The organism is Paenibacillus ottowii, assembly GCF_006874425.1.
Taxonomy (GTDB): Bacteria; Bacillota; Bacilli; order Paenibacillales; family Paenibacillaceae; genus Paenibacillus; species Paenibacillus ottowii.
Map to the genome: position 1 here is coordinate 425,397 of NZ_VIJZ01000002.1, position 17,832 is coordinate 443,228.

18 protein-coding genes and 1 pseudogene are annotated in these 17,832 nt (G+C 43.7%); 1 reads left to right on the forward strand and 18 read right to left on the reverse strand.

Annotation, left to right across the window (positions count from 1 at the left end):
* Positions 1-54: 54 nt before the first annotated feature.
* Positions 55-486, reverse strand: a complete 432-nt coding sequence (locus FKV70_RS06200) for a hypothetical protein (protein WP_142612130.1) — start codon at positions 484-486, stop codon at positions 55-57.
* A 129-nt stretch (positions 487-615) separates the two neighbouring features.
* Between FKV70_RS06200 and FKV70_RS06205 the strand changes: the two genes are divergently transcribed.
* On the forward strand, positions 616-1,572 hold the full coding sequence (locus FKV70_RS06205) for an IS30 family transposase (protein ID WP_142611679.1): 957 nt from the start codon (positions 616-618) through the stop codon (positions 1,570-1,572).
* Positions 1,573-1,576: 4 nt separating this feature from the next.
* Here the strand turns inward: FKV70_RS06205 and FKV70_RS06210 are convergent.
* From FKV70_RS06210 to folD, 17 genes and pseudogenes are all read right to left on the reverse strand, one after another.
* Positions 1,577-1,819 (reverse strand): annotated as a pseudogene (locus tag FKV70_RS06210) (WXG100 family type VII secretion target); the annotation flags it as partial.
* A gap of 1,134 nt (positions 1,820-2,953) precedes the next feature.
* Complete coding sequence (locus FKV70_RS06215; protein ID WP_142612131.1) at positions 2,954-3,346, reverse strand: hypothetical protein; 393 nt, start codon at positions 3,344-3,346, stop codon at positions 2,954-2,956.
* A 249-nt stretch (positions 3,347-3,595) separates the two neighbouring features.
* The gene (locus FKV70_RS06220; RefSeq protein WP_244310675.1) at positions 3,596-4,051 is read right to left on the reverse strand and encodes a hypothetical protein; all 456 of its coding nucleotides are present in this window, start codon (positions 4,049-4,051) and stop codon (positions 3,596-3,598) included.
* A gap of 389 nt (positions 4,052-4,440) precedes the next feature.
* Positions 4,441-4,719: a hypothetical protein gene (locus tag FKV70_RS06225; protein WP_142612132.1), complete on the reverse strand. Its 279-nt coding sequence runs from the start codon at positions 4,717-4,719 to the stop codon at positions 4,441-4,443.
* A gap of 148 nt (positions 4,720-4,867) precedes the next feature.
* Complete coding sequence (locus tag FKV70_RS06230; RefSeq protein WP_142612133.1) at positions 4,868-5,173, reverse strand: hypothetical protein; 306 nt, start codon at positions 5,171-5,173, stop codon at positions 4,868-4,870.
* Between the two features lies 1 nt (position 5,174).
* Entirely contained in the window at positions 5,175-6,152 is a 978-nt protein-coding gene (locus FKV70_RS06235) for a tyrosine-type recombinase/integrase (RefSeq protein ID WP_142612134.1), read from the reverse strand.
* A gap of 182 nt (positions 6,153-6,334) precedes the next feature.
* A complete protein-coding gene (spo0A, locus tag FKV70_RS06240; RefSeq protein WP_063213557.1) occupies positions 6,335-7,141 on the reverse strand; it encodes a sporulation transcription factor Spo0A in 807 nt (268 codons plus the stop codon).
* Positions 7,142-7,357: 216 nt separating this feature from the next.
* A complete protein-coding gene (gene spoIVB / locus FKV70_RS06245) occupies positions 7,358-8,518 on the reverse strand; it encodes a SpoIVB peptidase (protein ID WP_142612135.1) in 1,161 nt (386 codons plus the stop codon).
* 123 nt (positions 8,519-8,641) lie between these two features.
* Entirely contained in the window at positions 8,642-10,360 is a 1,719-nt protein-coding gene (recN, locus tag FKV70_RS06250) for a DNA repair protein RecN (RefSeq protein WP_063213559.1), read from the reverse strand.
* Positions 10,361-10,418: 58 nt separating this feature from the next.
* Complete coding sequence (gene ahrC / locus FKV70_RS06255) at positions 10,419-10,868, reverse strand: transcriptional regulator AhrC/ArgR (protein ID WP_142612136.1); 450 nt, start codon at positions 10,866-10,868, stop codon at positions 10,419-10,421.
* Positions 10,869-10,884: 16 nt separating this feature from the next.
* Positions 10,885-11,361, reverse strand: a complete 477-nt coding sequence (locus FKV70_RS06260; protein ID WP_142612137.1) for a hypothetical protein — start codon at positions 11,359-11,361, stop codon at positions 10,885-10,887.
* Positions 11,362-11,516: 155 nt separating this feature from the next.
* On the reverse strand, positions 11,517-12,368 hold the full coding sequence (locus FKV70_RS06265; protein ID WP_142612138.1) for a TlyA family RNA methyltransferase: 852 nt from the start codon (positions 12,366-12,368) through the stop codon (positions 11,517-11,519).
* Positions 12,369-12,443: 75 nt separating this feature from the next.
* Complete coding sequence (dxs, locus tag FKV70_RS06270; protein WP_142612139.1) at positions 12,444-14,342, reverse strand: 1-deoxy-D-xylulose-5-phosphate synthase; 1,899 nt, start codon at positions 14,340-14,342, stop codon at positions 12,444-12,446.
* Positions 14,343-14,449: 107 nt separating this feature from the next.
* On the reverse strand, positions 14,450-15,373 hold the full coding sequence (locus FKV70_RS06275) for a polyprenyl synthetase family protein (RefSeq protein ID WP_142612140.1): 924 nt from the start codon (positions 15,371-15,373) through the stop codon (positions 14,450-14,452).
* Positions 15,345-15,605: an exodeoxyribonuclease VII small subunit gene (xseB, locus tag FKV70_RS06280; RefSeq protein WP_063213564.1), complete on the reverse strand. Its 261-nt coding sequence runs from the start codon at positions 15,603-15,605 to the stop codon at positions 15,345-15,347. The genes FKV70_RS06275 and xseB overlap by 29 nt, the downstream gene beginning before the upstream one ends.
* Positions 15,595-16,908, reverse strand: a complete 1,314-nt coding sequence (xseA, locus tag FKV70_RS06285; protein ID WP_244310683.1) for an exodeoxyribonuclease VII large subunit — start codon at positions 16,906-16,908, stop codon at positions 15,595-15,597. The genes xseB and xseA overlap by 11 nt, the downstream gene beginning before the upstream one ends.
* A gap of 66 nt (positions 16,909-16,974) precedes the next feature.
* A complete protein-coding gene (gene folD, locus FKV70_RS06290) occupies positions 16,975-17,832 on the reverse strand; it encodes a bifunctional methylenetetrahydrofolate dehydrogenase/methenyltetrahydrofolate cyclohydrolase FolD (protein WP_142612142.1) in 858 nt (285 codons plus the stop codon).

The following is a 17,832-nucleotide window of genomic DNA, read 5'->3' on the forward strand; positions in this document are numbered from 1 at the left end:
TATTATAGAATTACTAAAAACAGAGATTCATATCAGAAATAATTCGTTGAAAAATTAGATACCGTAGTATGTTTTGGCTACACCGGATCTGAGTGCATTATAGTTTTCCCAAGCAGACCGCGCATAGGATCTTCCTTGGTTGGCGCTCCATACTCGTCCAGAATCTCCATACACTGATCCATTCAATTGTTCAAAACGTGCTCTCGTATAACTGTCTAGCTTTGTCGTCCCTTGCTGGGCCTGAGTGTTTCCCCAAACCTGTCTGTTGTTTCTATCCCAATCAATTCCGTGATTGTGATCGTATGTTATAGAAGCATTGTCTAATGGAGTAATTGATTTAAGAGTTACATTATTAGGGATATGCAATTCTTCCTTGGTTGAGATTACTAAGTTTGGATCAACTGCTTGGTTAGGTTCTGCCGCACTGTCGGCAGCATACGCGGGAACACTCGCTAATAAAAGACACGAACTCAATGCAAGACCCATAATTTTTTTCTTCATGACGGATTGTAATATGAAGTGCGACACCTACTGGAAATAAATAAAAAATGGCCCATGGCCGGATTCGTGTAGAATGAAGGTTCCTACACCACATTCACACAAGGAGAATCCACCATGAGCTACACACATCTTAGCATAATCGAGCGCAGCAAGCTAGAAATCCTCCACCAGCAGGGGAAAAGTGCTCGAGCCATTGCCAGTGAATTGGGCAGGCATCATGCCACCATTTGCCGAGAACTCCGTCGAAATGAAACGCAGAAGCCCTATTGTGCCGAGCGATCTCAGGAGAGCTATGTCCAGCGACGTAAGTCCTCCGTCCCAGCCGGAAAATGGACACCACAGCAGTCGGTCCTTATTGAAGAAAAGCTTCATGCCACGTGGTCTCCCGAGCAGATCGTAGAACGACTCCGTCAAGAGGGACACCCTGTGGTCTGCTTTAAAACCATCTATCGCTGGCTATATACAGGCCGTTTGGTGAAAGGAGTGCTTGCCGTCCTACGCCACAAAGGTAAACGGCAGAAGCCTGTAGAGACACGCGGCAAGTTCGCTGTGGGTAAGACCATCTCTCAGCGTCCGAAAGAGGTTCGTTCCCGGAAAACCTTCGGTCATTGGGAACTCGATACGGTCGTCTCGGGCCGTGGGAAAAGCAAGGGCTGCGTAGCTACATTCATCGAACGCAAGACCCGACTGTACACCGCCGTTCCCATGCCTGACCGTACAGCTTTGTCCATGGAAATTGCTTTTGGTGTAGTAGCCTCGCAGTACCCTGACGGTGCATTTCAAACCGCTACTGCAGATCGTGGCAAGGAATTTGCCTGTTACGCCAGCTTGGAAGAAGCTCATGGCCTACAGGTATATTTCGCAGATCCGTATTCTTCCTGGCAACGCGGCTCGAATGAGAATGCCAATGGCCTCTTGCGAGAGTTTTTTCCCAAGGGGACAGATTTTGCGCAAATCACGGATGAAGCCTTGGAGACTGCTCTGCGCTTGATCAACCATAGACCACGAAAATGCTTGGGTTGGAGAACCGCTCACGAATCCTTTTCAGAGGAACTGTCGCACTTAGCTTGACAATCCGTCCAATAAAAATAAGTTCCTGTGCTACTTTAGATAGTCGCTCAAGCGTCACACTCATGGATTGTCGAGAAACTTGGAATTCCTGAAAAAATTTCTCTTGGGTAGCTCCAGACCAGCCTTGTTGGACAAAATCAATTCGTCCATTCAAAAGATTCAGCATACGTTCCATTTCATGCTTTCCGTGTAAGAACTGATCAGCAACTTCCATCAGTTTGTCAGATGGAACTAATATTCTCCCCATTCTACCACGTTCACTTTAATTTTGATGGAAATAATCTTATCAGAAGGAGATGTTTAGGGACATCCACCTATTATCCTGATATTCCCTTTTTATATTATGTGACCAATGGACTGAAATAAACAGATTACTATGTCAAAAGTATTATATCCCTTGTTATAAGTTACATGAATCAACGTAGCACTATTAGTCTTAAACTTCGTCCCTCAACCATATCCTGCAACTCAGGAATGAGTGTTAGAAGTTTTTATAATTATGTAGTTGTTGCTTGGTTGTGCTAATTTCTTGCTGAATTGCATTATAGGCTCGCATTCTTTTTAATGTACTAGTAGGTTCTATACTCAATCCATAAGAATATGCCCTTAACCAGCTCGTCTCGACTTCTGGTATGTATAAAGGCTTTCATGCATGAACATATTTAATGTGAACTGAATAATTAATTCTTTAAATTTTTCCATTTTAGAAATGTATTTATGGCAATAACAAAAATTAGAATGATGAGCAAAACATTAGTGAAGTAAGAATGCTATTTAAGTTGCTCAATCTGGTTTCAATGTCCTGTAAACCTGAACTAGTTTTATCCCCTATTTCACTTATGCTTGAACTCATCCGATTTAAATACTGTACTAATTCACCTATATCCATTCAGCACAGCTCCAGTCAAACAAGCGAAAGCAAGCGAGGCACCTACACAGCATATTCAGCTCAATCCTCTTTATGTTGATCTACCTTACAGTTCTGAGATTGCATCAGCTCCCTTTATGTTATATATATCCTACGTACTGGGCTTTTAACGATGAAGATTCATTTAAGAATTACAACTCACGCCCACATCAAGTTAAATGCAATTCACATACCTTTATTATATTGCAAAACTCTCTATGGGAAGGAAGGCTTCTATGCTTTCTAAAAGAATACCCAACAATAATGCTTAATCTATTGAGAAGGTACATGTAGGTTGTTAGCCGCCCATAAAGTTAGCAAGTAGCAGATGAGTACGACTATGATAATGCTAAAAAAAGAAATGCTCACGATTGTCACAATCTTTTTCAAATTCATATCATAATTCACTCCTTAATTGTAGTCTGAATATTGTCACTTTCAAAGCAAAGACCAGAGCGATATAGAGCATGTACTTTACATTATAATAAAAAACAAAAGGGTAATTACTATTATAGTTAAATATATACTAGAAACCAGTTTCCCGATTTTAGCTCCAAAATCATTAGGTTTTTTGTATCCAATGATTAAACTAGGGATAAAGAAAATGCTGGATAGAAAAATGGTGTAGTGAAGCCCAGTATTGTTAACATTAGACCATGTGGACAATCCTAAAAGGAAAAGAAAATGATCACCAAGTATGTAATCTCCAAATTCAAAAGAAACAGCTATACCAAGAAGGGATAACAGCAGCGAAAGTGAACCCCAACCTATTTTTTGTTTGTTTCTTCTCAACAAATAATAGATAATTAGTAAAATTGCGATTGTTTGTATGCTATATGTCAATATTGATGAAAAAGAATTTGTCATGAATCCTCCTTAAAGCATTTGTCTTATGTATTATCATATGAAGCAAAATTGACAAAACAAGTATATCAAAAGATGTTTTTGTAAAAATAATGTTGGTAGCTCCCAACACATCTTTATGAGTCACCAGCAAAAAGCTATTTTTAAGATATTGTTACATAGCGTTTTTACTTTATAGTTTTGTACATATGTATTGAATATATAAAGCGTCTTGGATTTAAATCCAAGACGCTCCCCTGCTTGTAGTAACGGTTAGCTAATGTCTCCTGTGAACTGACCCGTAGTACCCCAAGCATCGCCCCTAACTTCGTTACCGTTGGCTCTGAATTGAACTATATATTTCCCTGAAGGCATCCCATTAGGGAATGAATTAACGCTAGTCCACGTTAATGTGTCCCCTTTGCCGACAGTTTTATAGACATACTCTTTCCCGTTACTTTGCAAGCTCCAAGTGAGGTCTGATTTTCCTCTATTCTGAACTTTAATCCTTACATGTCCATAACCTTTTTCAACAATTAAGCTCATCGTCGGACTTGTCCCACCAAGGAGCTCATGTACCTCTTGACCAGTTGATTGGATAACTATGCCCCCATGACCCTTCGGTACTTCAATCCCCATAGCTGGTGCGGCTGGTGCGGCAGATGCGGCTAAAGGAGCTACTGCCATTAAAGCCAATGCACTTGTAAGAATGATTGCTGTTTTCTTCAACGAAAAGCACTTCCTTTTCTATAATATGTGGAATAATTAACCATTATATCACACAAATAGGAAATGTATGTATAATTTTATTATTATTTTGGAAAATGATTCTTTGGTACTGCTTATAGAATAAAGTTATACACAATAAAAAAGGGACTCTTGAGAGTCGCTTCGATTAAAAAATTTTTAGTTAAATACTCTGTAGCTTACTGATTGACAAAAATTTATATTCAATTAAATTATTTTGATTATGGAATTATTCGTGTGCAGAGGCGCTTTAAGCGCTCGTTTGCATAAGAAGCAATTTTATACATCAACAGCTAGCAAAGCGTACGACTATACATGAGCTCTTCTCAGGAGATTTGAAATGAAAAGACGCTCTCAGTTCTGCATCCTTACTAATCTACTGAATCACTGAATTTTTTGAATTGGTATAACATCCTCCCAAGTTTTAGCTTAACTATAATTAGTTCTGCACTTGTCTTATATCTTAATTCGTTCAGCAAAGCAAGAGCTTTTTCTGTCTCTACAGTATACAGAGCGCTATCTGCATGATATTGGTGGTGTTTAATTACCATTTCAATTATTTCAGTGTATACTTCAAGTGCTCTCATTAATTTAACTCGTTCCCTCTTTAAGCGGTTGTATCTTTCCTCAGACGTTTCCTTTTCAATCATCCATTGGACTCCTGTCTTCTACTCAATTACCTTACCAACATGCTCTAGCTCGTCTGAGCTAAATGGAGGGTAAATCATAACAAATGTTTTGCAGAGCATTATATGCCATTCACAAACATAAAGACCATTGAAAATAATTCTTTTCAATTTATATCAAATCAGCTTTCAATAACAAAATCCATAAGCTATCACCAAGTTTGCTTGATACGATTTCCTTGTCAAGTTCCACTAATACCAACCGCCTATTTATTGTATTCACCGTATCTTGCAATTCCAAAATAATTTTGGCTAAAGTTCTCTGATTAAGATGCTCTCCCCTACTACGCACTGTTGCGAATAAGCCATCAAAAAGAACATTGTAGGTCATCTGCTCAAGTATCAGCATATTCCTTTCAGCGTTTAGTTCCTGAAACTCTTTAAATAATTTTTGTTGTTCTTCGGTTATATCAGTCATATCATAGTCCCTCCATAAACGTTATAGGACTATGCTTTTGATACTTCTTAGCAATTTCCTCATCCGAAAAGTCCAAATAAGCCTTTTGCGTGACCTCTACGGAAGAATGCCCCGATATTCTACAAAGAGAGAACCAATCTCCATTATTTAAGATATAATATTTGGCAAAATTATTTCGGAGCTGATGAGGGTGAATATGGATACCAACATTCTCTCCAGCCACACGCAATGCACGCTCGTAATTCCTTACATCAAGTTGTGTTCCTTTAGTTGTTGGAAACATAAATGGACTTTCTGAGTATCTGTCCTTGTATCGAAGCCACTGTTTTAGTTCATTAGCTGATTTATAGGAGAAATAAACAAAACGCTCTTGCTTATTCTTTGCATTGATAATATGGATACTTTTGTGCTGGAAGTCAATATTCTCTGGTAAGATGCTTAAACACTCACCGATCCTCATTCCTGTATCCAAAAGAAGTCGAGAGATCACATAATTTCTATAGCCGTGGAATGTACTTGTTTCAAATTGATTAAAAACTCTTTTTAGCTCGTCTGGAGTTAAAGTCTTCTTCATTTTCCGTTCCACTTTAGGGTTTTCTAATTTCTCTACGGGGTTTTTAGGAATCTCCCTTTCAACCTCATACAGATAATTAAAGAACACTTTTATATTACGAATGTAATTAGCAATTGTTGTTGTTGAAATTTCTTTCTTGTAATCTTTCCTGTTTTCAGGATGATTAATCTGTCTTGATTCGTCCTTGTTGACGACTGTATATTTTCCTCTCTCCTTCAAGTGTTTGATGTATTGCCGCAAATGACCAGATTGCACTTTTTTAACTTCTTCGACTTGAAATTCCTTTTTAAGATAGGCAACAATAAGTTTTAACGTTTGTTCGTAGCTTGCCAGTGTCTTACGTGACAAATTTTTAGAGGAGCAATAAAGCATAAAATTATCTAGTTGAAATTCAAAATCTGTCATAACAAAAATACCGCCCTTCATTGGATTTGGACAAACCCAATAAATAACGGTATCAGTTGGTATGCTTCATATAAGTTTATCGGTTCAAAACAGGCTATCTCGGATATTTACCACCAAAATTGTTTTAGCTGTAAATGGGTTCCAATCCTCGAGGTCCTATTACATCAATATTCCTGAACCTTTCAGGACACCTTATTCTCAATCCGCAGCTTGTCTGCAACCATCGCAATAAACTCTGAGTTAGTTGGTTTGGACTTGCTGATATTAATAGTGTAACCGAACAGGTGGGAAATGCTGTCGATATTTCCACGGGTCCATGCTACCTCGATAGCATGACGAATGGCGCGTTCTACGCGAGATGCCGTCGTTTTGAATTTTTCGGCAATTGCTGGATACAGAGTTTTGGTGATGGCTCCCAAAATTTCAATGTTATTGTAGACCATCGTAATCGCTTCGCGTAGATATTGATAGCCTTTGATATGGGCTGGTACGCCAATTTCATGGATGATAGCCGTGATACTCGCATCCAGGTTTTTCGTTTTACCCATAGGCACAACATTAGAAGACCGCATGGATGACACAGTCACCGGGCTGTTGCTGACTAATTGCGGTCCTACCAATTGGCGTATACGGTTAGCGAGCACTTCCATGTCAAACGGCTTCAAAATATAATAAGATGCCCCGAGCTGAACGGCCCTCTGTGTAATATTTTCTTGACCGAATGCAGTCAGCATAATGATTTTCGGTTGTGGAGTCAGGTTCATTTCTCTCAAACGCTCCAATACACCGAGACCATCCAGATGAGGCATAATAATATCTAAAATAAGTACATCAGGTATGTTGCGGGATTCTGCGATGCGTTGGAGCACTTCTTCGCCGTTGAAGGCGATTCCTGTAACTTCCATATCCTCCTGATCGGAAATATATTCAGCAAGCAAATTCGTAAATTCCCGGTTGTCATCAGCCAACAATACCTCAATTTTTTGCAATGTACTTCCTCCTTATTGAGTGTTATTCCATTGGGACATCTGTTTGCACTTCATAAATATTTCTTGTCGGAGTATATGATTTCGACATCGAATTATGAATTCCTTCTGTCGAAAATTATTTTTATTTATTTTTTTTATGAATTCTATTATAATTGAATTTTTATCGTGTACTTCTGAGTTATTCCCCCTTTTTTCGACAAAAAAATCTTAAGGCCACTAGCTCGCCTTAAGATTAGAGGATGACTTCAAGCTCAGTTTATTATTCATGATTCCTGCATCACGCAACATCCATTCGATAAAACATCCGTAACCTGATTTAGGATCATTAACAAATACATGTGTTACCGCTCCGATGAGCTTACCATTTTGGATAATCGGACTCCCGCTCATCCCTTGTACGATTCCGCCGGTCTTATCTAATAACTTTGGATCTACAACTCGAATGACAAGCCCTTTGGTTGCCGGTTTATCCTGCTGAGAAATGTGTACAATTTCTGCCTGAAAACGCTGAATTTGTTGACCTTCCAGCACAGTCAAAATTTCTGCTGGCCCTTCCTTTACTTCATTCGCAAGTCCAACAGGAATGGGCGTCGAATATAAGCCATTTTGCGGCTCATCTGACATTTTCCCGAATATTCCAAAACTTGTATTTCGCTCAATATTTCCTAGGATCCGATGATCTTTGAGAAAATGAGCACGCTTTTCTCCAGGTTCCCCACTCTGGCTCTTCGCAATTGACGTCACATTGGATTGCACAATTTCTCCGCTGCCCACGACAATGGGAGTTTGGGTATTCATATCGGTAATTACATGGCCCAAGGCACCATAGACTCCCTGGTCCGGTGCATAAAACGTTAATGTACCTACACCTGCAGCCGAGTCTCTAATATACAACCCAAGCCGCCACGCTTTATCATCCTGATCATATGCCGGGGTTAACTTAGTGGAAATCGTCTGCTCGCCTCGACAAAGGGTAATGTCAAGCGGCTTTTTGGTTTTACCTGCCTCGTCTACGGCTTCCGCTACCTTGGCGAGACTGTTAAGGGGTTTGCCATTCATGTGCGTTATTCGGTCACCTAGGCGTATACCAGCTGTTTCACCAGGCGAAACCTTACGATCCTTACTTTCCTGAATGATATGGTGACCAACAACAAGCACTCCTGAAGATTTTACTTTGACCCCGATCGTCTGCCCCCCCGGGTATACTTTTAAGTCGGGAATTACGCTTTCTTGGGTTGTCGCCATGCTTTTAGAGCCAAACAAATCCAAAGAAGCTTGTAGAGGCAGCGCTGCTTGCACATGCCGAGCGTTACCAAGAGAACACATAATAAAAACAAGCAAAAGACCGAGCAATTTGATCCTGGAGTAAAAATTCAATGGCTGTCACGCTCCCTTTGCTTCTTTCGCTTGACGAGTAAAGGTGGTCGCCAATTGCGTACCTATAAGGTAACCTTGCCCCCAGGCTTTTATAACTGTTAATCATTACGCCTGCCGCTCTTTTCAGGCTTTCTTTCCTTCCGCCAAATTCAGCATTTCCTGTGCGTGATGCAATGTTTTTTCGGTAATTTCTACGCCGCCCAGCATCCGTGCCAATTCCTTGACACGACCTTCCTCTGTTAGTCCCTCAATTTGAGTCATGGTCCGTCCGTCATGAACGTTTTTCTCAATCAGGTACTGATGATCTGCCATACATGCCACCTGCGGCAAATGAGTAATGGAAAACACCTGACAAACGGAAGACAAACGATACAGCTTCTCGGCAATGGACTGAGCTGCACGACCACTTACCCCGGTATCCACCTCGTCAAAAATGAGTACCGGAATTTGATCATGACGTGCAAAAATACTTTTCATCGCCAACATAATACGTGATAACTCACCACCGGAAGCGATTTTACCAAGTGGGCGAAGTGGCTCACCTGGATTGGGCGAAATCAGAAATTCCGCATTATCTATCCCTTGCTTGGTAGGTCGTACCTTTAAACCTTTATATTCATATCCTCGTGGATCTTCAATTGGATCAATCCGCACCTTGAGTGATGTTCTTTCCATTTGAAGATCTTTTAATTCCTGTTCCACTTGCTCTGCAAGCTCTTCAGCACAAATTTCGCGGGCTTCTGTAAGCTCTTCAGCAATCTCCAGCAAACTCGAAAGCAACTCATCCCGCTTTGCGATAAGCTGCTCCAGCCGCTCATCTTTATTTTCTAGCAGATCGGTTTCCTGCTCAATGCGGCTATAGTATTCCAAAATCTGCTCTATACTATCGCCATATTTTCGCTGTAATCCGGTAATCTGATTCAAACGCTGCTCCACCTCATGCAGCTTGCCTGGATTAAATTCAATATCCTCGCGATAAGAACGCAATTGAAATGCTGCATCCTCTAACTGGTAAAAAGCAGACTGAATCTGCTCCGCAATAGGCTGAAGGTGTTTACTATCATAGCTCTGAACATCATTTAATCTGGACAACACATTATTGACCGTATCCAGCCCACCTCTGCCACTTAACAGCTCGTATGCTCCTGATATCCCATCCATCATTTTCTCACTATGGGATAGCTTGACCCGTTCCTCTGCCAATAATTCATCTTCACCCAATTTTAACTCCGCCGCAGCAATTTCTTCCAATTGGAAGCGATACATGTCCAATAGCTGATATGCCTTTTGACTGGAGCTTTGCAATTCTCTTACTTCTTTTTCCGCTTTTACAAAAGCGTTATAGCGCTCTCGGTAAAGCGCTTTGACTGGACCGATGACCGAATCACCGAACGTATCCAGCAGCGCCAGATGGCGATCTGCACGCAGCAAACTTTGATGCTCATGCTGCCCATGGATATTAACGAGTTGCTCACCTACTTCACGCAGCATCGTTAAGTTAACCATCTGACCGTTAATTCGAGATGAGCTTTTCCCCTGAATTGTAAGTTCGCGGCGAATCAGCAAATGTTCTTCTGGATTAGCCTTAATCCCTTGTTCCTCCAACGTACTCCAAACAGGATGATTGACCGGGAGTTCAAACAAGGCTTCCATTTCTGCTTTATCACAACCGTAACGCACGAGGTCTGCAGACCCCCTGCCGCCCGCAATCAATCCAAGTGCGTCGATAATAATGGATTTACCAGCACCAGTTTCCCCGCTTAATACATGAAACCCTTTATAAAAATGAACATCGACAGCCTCTACAACTGCCAAATTCCGTATAGACAAAGTGACCAGCATCGTTCTTTCACCTCTATGATGTACAAATTAAAACGCCTAATATGCGTAGCCATTATAATTAGGAAATGTAGCCCATAAGACGATTCACGATAGTTTCGCTGTTTTCTTCCGATCGGCAAATAATTAAAATGGTGTCATCCCCGCTAATCGTACCCATGATCTCAGACCATTCAATATTATCTAATAAAGCAGCAATTGAGTTAGCTGTTCCTGGCAGACATTTCATCACAATTAAATTGGCTGTGAAGTCAATATGCAAAAAGTTGTCAACCAATGTTCGTTTCAGCTTCTGTGTTGGATTGTAGCGCTGGTCTGAAGGCATCGAATATTTATATCTGCCGTCGTCCATTGGAACCTTTATGAGCAGTAATTCTTTGATGTCCCGGGATACAGTTGCTTGTGTAACCTGGAAACCAGCCATACGCAATGCTTCAACTAGTTCATCCTGCGTTTCAATCTCATGTTGTGAAATAATTTCCCTGATTTTAATATGTCGTTGGCCCTTCATATAATCCTCCTATGGATTAACCTTCATATTCCTCTTCTTCGAGGTCTTCCACTAATGTAATAAGGCGAATACTTTTCTCGTCCGTATCAACGTACAATACTCCCGCACAGCCCGGATAGAGCAGCAAATAAGGCATAAGCCTGTCCCTCAAATCAGGACCGCTCCATTTCATGGGTTGCTTGCGGCGCGACGTTTTGACTATATATGTCGACCCTTTACGTACAGCTACGTAGTCTATAAACAAACGGCTATACACGGTATGTCCATTCACATTAAAAGCAAGCGGTATTTTCATTTTCCCGCCCACCACTTGATACCCTGCTTCCTCTAGTTGGTCCACAGTAGGTCCTTCGTTCAAATCCACGTTAATCGGTATCGTTTTGAGCACAAGCGGTCCCGGCTCCTTTAACCAGGCACGCAGGCTATATAAAGCCCATATCCCTAATATCACCCCGATTACAGTGATGATAACCGTATCGTATCGCGTGTCCATGAACCGATCACCTCATGGACATATTCGAGGACATGAAGCGAAATTCCTTTTCATCTGTACATCTCATTATAGGCGAACGTGAGTTCTACAATCAATCCCCCACACCAAAAAGAGGTTCTCTTAAGTTCACAGAACTCATGGAGAACCCCTGAATGTCACTTACGCGATGGGCCGTTATTAAAAGTCTGACCTGCTTCCTGAACGGTTCGTTCAATTAGTGGACTGAAATCCACCTTCTCCGGCTGTGATTCAGCAGACGGAAGGCCATCCAAACGCCAATGTGCTAAAAACTCAATATTTCCTTCGCCACCTGTAATAGGGGAAAAGGCCAAGCCTTGCAATGTCAGGCCAAGCTCATGCGCAAACATCAAGATGGTCTGCAGCACTTCTTTATGTGTAGCAGGCTCTCGAACTACCCCAGATTTCCCAACCTTTTCGCGACCAGCTTCGAATTGAGGCTTGATTAGAGCTACAATATCAGCAGGTTGTTGCAGCAATGCAAGCAACGGTGGCAAAATAATGCGTAACGAAATAAAAGAAACATCAATACTTGCGAAGTTAGGTACAGGACCGCTCAAATCCGCAGGTGTCATATATCTGAAATTGGTTTTTTCCATCACGCATACACGTTCATCATTACGAAGCGACCAATCCAGTTGATTATATCCCACATCAATCGCATACACGTACTCAGCTCCATGCTGAAGCGCACAATCCGTAAAGCCTCCGGTTGATGAACCGATGTCCAACATCGTCCTGCCCTTCATGTCCAGCTCAAATTGACGGATGGCCTTTTCGAGCTTCAAGCCTCCACGGCTTACATACGGATGCACCGAACCTTTAACTTTAAGCTCACTGGAACGTGGTACCTTCATCCCCGCTTTTTCGATCCGTTCACTGTCCGCCAGCACTAGGCCTGCCATAATCGCGGCTTTTGCCTTTTCGCGACTTTCAAAAAAACCTTGTTCTACAAGCAATACATCAATGCGTTCCTTCGGAACAGACATGTTAATCTCCCTTTTGGCAGCCAGGCTGCTCTTGTCATACTTTTTATAATATCATGTTATTTACTTTAAGTTACCCTATACAGATTGTCCCATGCCATATGCTGGCTCAGCGGACCATTTACGCAACTTTAGACACACAGCTTCAACGGTTAGCCCCACTTCAGCGCGCTGCTCCTTGATGGAGCCGTGCTCTACAAACAGATCGGGAATCCCCATTAAGCGCACCTGTGCATCTTGTATTTCTTCTTTGGCGTAAAATTCCAGTACAGCGCTGCCCAAACTTCCCGCTTCAGAAGCTTCTTCCAATACAATCAGCTTCGTATGCTGGCGGGCCAGTTCACGCAACATCTCCTCGTCCAAAGGCTTGAGGAAACGGGCATTTACGATACCCACTTGCATACCCTCACGTTTCATTGTTTCCGCAGCCTCTGTCGCCACTTGGAGCATCGGTCCTGAAGCGATTACAGCGTAACCCTCGCCTTTACGCAGAAGCTCCCAACTGCCGATGGGAAGAGCACGCAATTCTTTATCCAACGGCACACCAACCACATTAACACGTGGATAACGATAAGCAATTGGACCGTCTTCGTAGTCGAGTGCTGTTTTCATCATATGGCGCAGCTCGTTCTCATCCTTTGGCATCATAAGCACAAGATTCGGGATATGGCGCAAGAATGCTACATCAAACACGCCATGGTGAGTCTCACCGTCAGCACCAACAAAACCAGCACGATCAATCGCGAACATCACGTTCGCATTATGACGACAAATATCGTGCACAATTTGGTCATATGCACGCTGCATAAAGGTAGAGTACACCGCAAATACCGGCTTCATCCCTTCCATAGCCAACGCTGCACACATGGTTGCAGCATGCTGCTCAGCAATACCGACATCAATCATACGTAAAGGAAACTCTTTACTAAACGGTACCAGTCCTGATCCACCAGGCATTGCAGGGGTAACCGCAATGATGCGCTCATCCTTCTCAGCCAGTTCAATCAGCGTTCTACCGAAAATTTCCGTATACATCGGATTGCCTACAGCTTTGAGTACCTGACCTGATTCAATTTTGTATGGACTGATGCCATGCCACTTGTGCGAATCAGCCTCTGCAGGCTTATAACCTTTACCTTTGGTGGTTACGACATGCACTAATACCGGACCAGTAACGTTGTCAGCCTGCTGAAAAGTTTCAATCAGCTTGGACAAATCATGTCCATCAACCGGACCAAGGTACGTAAATCCCAGCTCCTCAAATAACACACCTGGCACCATCATATATTTAAGACTGTCCTTGACACGGCCAGCCGATTTGGCAAGTTTACCGCCTATAGCGGGTATTTTTTTCAGCAAAACTTCCAGCTCATCCTTTGCCCGCAAATAGTGACGGTCAGAGCGGATTTTGCTCAAATAATTATGCATGGCCCCTACATTCGGGGCGATGGACATTTCATTATCATTCAAAATGACCATTAAATTTTTACGTTCATGACCAATATGGTTTAAGGCTTCGAAGGCCATGCCTCCAGTCAATGCTCCGTCCCCGATCATTGCAATAACTTTATTGTCCTCGCCCTTCAAATCCCGTGCCAAGGCCATCCCCATTGCAGCCGAAAGAGAAGTACTGCTATGTCCAGCCTCCCAAACATCATGCTCGCTCTCGCTTCTTTTTACAAAACCACAGAGTCCATCATGCTGACGAAGTGTATCAAAACGATCCATTCGCCCTGTCAATATTTTGTGCACGTAGGCTTGGTGCCCAACGTCATAAATCATCTTGTCCTTTGGACTGTTATAGCAATAATGCAGGGCGATCGTGAGCTCAACCACTCCCAGATTCGATGCCAGATGCCCCCCAGTCACGGACAGCTTCTCAATCAAAAAGCTCCTGATTTCCTCGGCTAGAGAAGCCAACTCCTCAACCGACAGTGATTTCAGATCGCCTGGTTGCTTTATATGTGGAAGCAGCACGCATATCTCCCCGCTTTCCTTCAAGTTTGTGTGTAAAGTTAACAAATATTATATCACACTTTTGGATTGTACTTAAACGCAGACAAGTTAAAGCTATTCCAACTCTCCTAATGATCACGCTTCATCAGGTAATCAGCTATCTCAAGCAATCGCGAAGAATCGGGAATACCACTTTCTGCAATCACTTTTTTGGCAGAGGCTGTGAGTTCTTCCACTTGTCGCAAAGATGCGTCCATACCGATGAAATACGGATAGGTAACCTTCTCCTGTTCAACATCGCTCTGCGTTTTTTTTCCCATTTTGCTTTCATCGCCTACGAGATCCAATATATCGTCCTGAATCTGAAAGGCCAGTCCCAAATCTTGTCCGAAGCAGCGAAGGGCCTCTAGCTGACTCTTGTCTGCTCCACCAATCCGACCACCTGCCAAAAGTGAGAAAATGATCAAATCAGCCGTTTTATGAAGGTGGATATATTCCAATTCCTCGATCCCTGTTATTCCCTGCTCGCCTGACATATCTGCCACCTGTCCACCTACCATGCCTCTGGCACCGCTCATTTCGGATAAATCCTCAACTATGGATAATAATGCATCGGAAGAAACACCGTGACGACGTCCCGCCTGCACGATGCTGTAAAACGCATGGGTCAGCAAAGCATCGCCCGCAAGAACAGCAACCGCCTCGCCGTATACCTTATGATTTGTCATCTTTCCTCGCCGATAATCATCATCATCCATCGCCGGCAAGTCGTCGTGAATGAGGGAATACGTATGTACCATCTCTACTGCACATGCTACTGGCATCGCCGCTTCCCTGCTTCCACCAAATGCTTCTGCAGCAGCGATCACAAGCAGAGGCCGCAGCCGTTTCCCGCCTGCGGTGAGTGAGTAATCCATAGATTCCCGAAGAATAGCGGGAATATTCCAATGCGCCGGAAACTGCTCGGTCAATGCAGACGAAACTGCATCCGCCGTCACAGTCAGATATTCCTTGAACGACGGTCTATTCAAGCACTTCACCGCCGTTTTCATCCAATCCACCGCCAAAAGGCTTCTTGCGCAAATCCCCATCCTCTTCCACAATCATTTCAATTTTACGTTCGACTTGCTCCAGCTTCTGACTGCAAAGCTGAGACAGCTTCATCCCCCGCTGGAACAAATCAATGGCTTGTTCCAGAGGAACGTCTCCATGCTCTAGTTGTCCGACAATTTCTTCAAGAGCGGCCATGGCCGCTTCAAAATTCAATTCCGATTCATTCGCCACCGTGCTTCGCGTCCTCCTTCATTCCCCATACTTGGCAGTCTAACTGCCCGTCACTCACTTTTATCTTGATGGAATCTCCCGGTTGCACATCTTTGAGCGACTTGATTAGCCGTTTCTCCTGCTCATCGTACACCAAGCTGTAGCCTCGGGCCATGACTTTGAGCGGACTCAGTGCATCCAATTGACGAATTCCAGTGTGCAGCTGCTGTCGTCCCGTTTTTGTGATCGCACGCATCGCAGACTCCAGCTGACGTTGCGCCATATCGGTCTGCTTACGCGCTGAACGAATTTGTTCACGCGGATTAAACCGCTCTAGTACCTGACGCATACGGGCGTTTTTCTCTGCATTTAAGCGTGAACGGTTAGTTGCTGCACGGATCAGACGCTGATACAACATGTCCATCCGCTCTGCATGCTGGAGCATATAGCGGCGCGGATGCAGCAGCACTGGCGAACGCTGAAGCCGCAGCAAGCGTTCACGGCTGGCTTCCAGTCGCTGCCGGAGAGCATTCCGTAACCGTTGCTCTCGCTGGAGCAGCTGATCCCGAAGCTCTCCCTGATGAGGGACGGCCAGCTCAGCCGCTGCGGTTGGCGTCGCTGCGCGCAGGTCGGCCACAAAATCAGCAATGGTAAAATCCGTTTCGTGTCCAACAGCCGAAATGACAGGAATGACCGATGCGTAAATGGCACGCGCAACCGCTTCCTCATTAAACGCCCACAATTCTTCTAAAGAGCCACCGCCCCGTCCAACGATCATCACCTGAACCTCTTGCATCCGATTCATGGCTTCAATGGCCTTAACAATCGAGGGGGCGGCACCTTTTCCTTGCACAAGAACTGGATACAACACGATTCCAGCCTGCGGGTATCGCCGTTGAAGTGTGGTGATAATATCACGCACAGCCGCTCCGGTCGGTGACGTAATTACGCCAATGGTTGCCGGGTGAGCTGGCAGATCCCGTTTGCGAGAGGGATCAAACAGCCCTTCTGCATCAAGCTTTTGTTTGAGCTGTTCATAAGCCAGATAAAGGCTGCCTATCCCGTCAGGCTGCATTTGAGTTGCATAAAATTGATATTGTCCATCCCGTTCGTATACGGATACGTTTCCCCGGGCAATAACACGCGTACCTTCCTTCGGTACGAACGGGAGCCGTCTATTATGGGTCGCAAACATAATCGAACGTATCCGGCTCCCCTCATCCTTGAGCGTAAAGTACATGTGACCACTCGAATGATGCGTAAAGTTTGAAATTTCCCCGCGTATCCATACATCAGACAGCACCTGATCGGATTCCAGCTTCATCCGGATATAACGATTCAGGTCCTTTATAGAGTAAATACGTTGTTGTTCAGCCACAGGCAACTGCCTTTATGCCAAACCGTGCGAGCGCTTGGCCGCTACGAGCGTATTTTGCATCAGCATTGTAATCGTCATGGGACCTACTCCGCCGGGAACAGGCGTAATCGGACCGGACACTTGCTTTACGCTCTCAAAATCAACGTCACCCGCCAGCTTTCCGTTTTCCAGACGATTCATTCCCACATCGATAACCACTGCACCTGGCTTGACAAACGAAGCATCAATAAAGTTGGCTTTACCAATGGCAACGACCAAAATATCCGCTTGCTTGCTGAGCTCGGCTATATTTGCTGTCCGAGAGTGGCACATCGTAACCGTAGCATTTTCACGCTGCAGCAATAAAGACACTGGCTTGCCCACGATATTACTGCGACCAATAACAACTGCATGTTTACCGGCTATTTCTACTCCAGCGTGTTTGATTAACTCAATGACTCCAGCGGGAGTACAAGGCAACAAGCTATCATCACCGATGACCAGATTCCCTACATTTACGGGATGAAATCCGTCAACATCTTTCTCCACTGCAATCGCGTCAATGACAGCTTTTTCATGAATATGCTTTGGCAACGGCAGTTGTACCAAAATTCCGTGGATATTACTTTGATGATTCAGCTTATCCACCAGTTTCAGTAGTGCTTCTTGCGAAGTATCTGCCGCCAGGCGGTGAACCTCAGAGTAATAGCCGAGGTCATGACACGCCTTTTCCTTATTTTTAACATACACCTGAGAAGCAGGGTCTTCGCCTACCAGTACAACAGCCAGTCCCGGTTGAAAGCGGTGTTCTTTCAAACGAATGACCTCTTGCTGAATGCTTGTCCGAATATCCTGAGAGATTTGTTTACCATCAATGATCGGTGCTGACAT

Bases quoted from the DNA above. Each gene is read 5' to 3' on its own strand.
- FKV70_RS06200 (WP_142612130.1), bottom strand. From the start codon at position 486: ATGGGTCTTGCATTGAGTTCGTGTCTTTTATTAGCGAGTGTTCCCGCG.
- FKV70_RS06205 (WP_142611679.1), top strand. From the start codon at position 616: ATGAGCTACACACATCTTAGCATAATCGAGCGCAGCAAGCTAGAAATC.
- FKV70_RS06215 (WP_142612131.1), bottom strand. From the start codon at position 3,346: ATGACAAATTCTTTTTCATCAATATTGACATATAGCATACAAACAATC.
- FKV70_RS06225 (WP_142612132.1), bottom strand. From the start codon at position 4,719: ATGATTGAAAAGGAAACGTCTGAGGAAAGATACAACCGCTTAAAGAGG.
- FKV70_RS06230 (WP_142612133.1), bottom strand. From the start codon at position 5,173: ATGACTGATATAACCGAAGAACAACAAAAATTATTTAAAGAGTTTCAG.
- FKV70_RS06235 (WP_142612134.1), bottom strand. From the start codon at position 6,152: ATGACAGATTTTGAATTTCAACTAGATAATTTTATGCTTTATTGCTCC.
- recN (WP_063213559.1), bottom strand. From the start codon at position 10,360: ATGCTGGTCACTTTGTCTATACGGAATTTGGCAGTTGTAGAGGCTGTC.
- ahrC (WP_142612136.1), bottom strand. From the start codon at position 10,868: ATGAAGGGCCAACGACATATTAAAATCAGGGAAATTATTTCACAACAT.
- FKV70_RS06260 (WP_142612137.1), bottom strand. From the start codon at position 11,361: ATGGACACGCGATACGATACGGTTATCATCACTGTAATCGGGGTGATA.
- FKV70_RS06265 (WP_142612138.1), bottom strand. From the start codon at position 12,368: ATGTCTGTTCCGAAGGAACGCATTGATGTATTGCTTGTAGAACAAGGT.
- FKV70_RS06275 (WP_142612140.1), bottom strand. From the start codon at position 15,373: ATGAAAACGGCGGTGAAGTGCTTGAATAGACCGTCGTTCAAGGAATAT.
- xseA (WP_244310683.1), bottom strand. From the start codon at position 16,908: ATGAAGCTGGAATCCGATCAGGTGCTGTCTGATGTATGGATACGCGGG.
- folD (WP_142612142.1), bottom strand. From the start codon at position 17,832: ATGTCAGCACCGATCATTGATGGTAAACAAATCTCTCAGGATATTCGG.